Raw genomic sequence first — 2,519 nt, 5'->3', positions numbered from 1 at the left:
GCCTTCTGAAAGAAGGAAAGGCGGAATTTTCCCAAAAAGGAGTGGGCGGAACAACTTCGGCCGACCTTTTATTATTTATGCGTCAGCACTGGGGTTGGCAAGTTACGGGAAACCAATATATTATAAAAGTCTAATGGAATTGTTTAAATTATGTGATTCAGGACAGTATGAACTAGATACGCGGTTTTTTATTCATCATGAAGGAAGAAAGGCATGGTTCTCAGACCTCATAATTGAGTTGCTTGGTGAGCCTCGTGATCAAACCACCGATTCAATTTCTGTGCATCATGCAAACATTGCATCCTCGGCTCAAAAGGTTTTAGAAAGTATTGCCCTGCACCTTTGTTGTTACCTCAAAGACAAAACTGGAACTGATACTATATATTTAACCGGGGGCGTTGCTCTAAATGGATCGATGAATGGGAGGATTGCGAACTCTGGACTATTTAAAAAAATATATATACCTCCAGCACCTGGCGATTCAGGGGCCGCCATAGGCGCCGCGCTACTTTCAACAGAAAAAGACATTCATAACCGAAACAAGATTATCCCTTCGGAATATTTAGGTCCAGATGCAAAATTTGGACAAACAACAAAGGTCCTGGATGAGCATGCACTTGCCTATGAGGTCTTGAATGATTACGTACGCAAAGCTGCGAAAGATCTCAGCCTTGGGTATATTGTAGGATGGTTCCAAGGGCGCGAAGAGTTTGGGCCACGTGCACTCGGAAATAGAAGTATTCTAGCTGATCCTAGATCAAAATATATGTCAGAGAGAGTTAATCGTTTGGTTAAGGAACGAGAAACCTACCGTCCGTTTGGAGCTTCTATACTCGATGAATATCGTAGTGAGTTTTTCGATTTGCAGCACGAATCGCCATACATGCATTTGGTGTGTAACGTTAAGCCCCGCGCTAGAAATCTGATTCCTGCAGTAACTCATATTGATGGCAGTTGCAGACCCCACACTGTGACGAAGAAAAGAAATCCCTTATTCCACAGCTTGCTAAATGAGTTTATGGCGCTCACCAACATACCTGCACTACTCAACACATCCTTCAACGGCAAAGATGAGCCAATAGTTTCTACGCCTGAAAGCGCTATATCGCTATTCATTAGCTCCGATATCGATGTGCTTTACATTAACAATATAAGAATTACTAAAATATAGAATACGCATGAAGTTGGTTACATGAAACTATCTGTAATTATACCTATATATAATGAGAACAAATATATCGATGCTGTAATTAAGCGCATCAGAAGTGTTCAATATCCAAATAGTATCACACACACTGAGATCATAATTGTGAATGATGGATCAATTGATGGGAGTTGCAAAACACTGGAAAAATACCATCACACTAAAAATACACACATATATAATAATGAGTTTAATTTTGGGAAGGGATTCTCAATACGCGTTGGGTTATCAGCTGTCACTGGTGAAATAGTACTTATCCAAGACGCTGATTTGGAATATGACCCATCCGACTATGGTCGGTTACTTTCACCAATTCTTAACAATGAAACCAGTGTAGTTTATGGATCTCGTTTTTTGCTACAAAAGTTTCCTTGTGGCATGACTTACCCAAACTGGTTCATGAACAAAGTACTATGCACGCTAACAAATACGTTATTTCAATCTAGCATCTCAGACGTAGCTACAGGTTATAAGGTGTTTAAAACAGAAGCGATCAAAGAAGTCGAGCTTAGCGGAAATAGGTTTAATTTTTGCCCAGAGATAACCGCGAAACTACTGAGGAAAGGGCATGTAATTAAAGAGGTTCCGATTAGCTACCGAGCGAGAACAATAGCCGAAGGAAAAAAAATAAAATGGTACGATGGTATTAATGCGATCTGGACATTAATAAGAGTTTATTGGACGCATACATAGGAGCTATGCAAGTATCAAATCGAACTTCAAACTCATTTTTGATGTAGCAACTAGAAAGCCATAAAAATGGTCGAACCAATACATTGACTTTACGGTGAAAACGCCGGTTGAACTATCTTTACGGTATATGCACCGAAAGTCATGTGACCTGTTAGCAATCAGAAAATGACCTTAATACTTGATATAGACTTTGATGCATTTGTTAATCCAGTCGCAAGAAACCTTGAAGAAAATGGGGAAAGGTTGTCTGATGATCAATATAATGTTGATGATAGAGAATCTATTTATAGTTTTCTAGAAGAAAATTTATTCATGAAAAGTTGGGTTAATGTTGCGCCATTAACAAATCATATTGAAGTATTAGGCAAAATTAATGCCTTTATTGAAAATGGTCTTTTATCGCCACCGTTCGACTGGGTGCATGTTGATGCTCATGATGATTTGTACGGACACTGGGATATGCCAAGTAACTCAGGGAATTTTCTATATCAACTATTCTTAAATGAAATAATAGCTAAGTTTACTTTGTAAGCGATTAAAGAACCCCATCTACAAATCGTTAATGTAACATGAGACGATGAGCCAATTTCAATTAATGGAGGCTCATCATATGTCAGTAACA

General features: G+C 38.7%; 3 protein-coding genes. All 3 read left to right on the top strand.

What is annotated here, in order from left to right; translation table 11 throughout:
- A partial coding sequence (locus B147_RS27780) for a carbamoyltransferase C-terminal domain-containing protein (protein WP_281167875.1) occupies positions 1–1,171 on the top strand: 1,171 nt, incomplete at its 5' end.
- A 21-nt stretch (positions 1,172–1,192) separates the two neighbouring features.
- A complete protein-coding gene (locus B147_RS0107425) occupies positions 1,193–1,897 on the top strand; it encodes a glycosyltransferase family 2 protein (protein ID WP_020586585.1) in 705 nt (234 codons plus the stop codon).
- 165 nt (positions 1,898–2,062) lie between these two features.
- Positions 2,063–2,428 carry a hypothetical protein gene (locus B147_RS0107420; RefSeq protein WP_020586584.1) on the top strand — a complete coding sequence of 122 codons (366 nt, stop codon included), beginning with the start codon at positions 2,063–2,065 and terminating at the stop codon, positions 2,426–2,428.
- Positions 2,429–2,519 lie beyond the last annotated feature (91 nt).

This window comes from Desulfobacter curvatus DSM 3379 (assembly GCF_000373985.1).
Lineage (GTDB): Bacteria > Desulfobacterota > Desulfobacteria > Desulfobacterales > Desulfobacteraceae > Desulfobacter > Desulfobacter curvatus.
The sequence above is the reverse complement of the archived record's forward strand: the minus strand, read 5'-3'. Positions and strand labels throughout refer to the sequence as shown.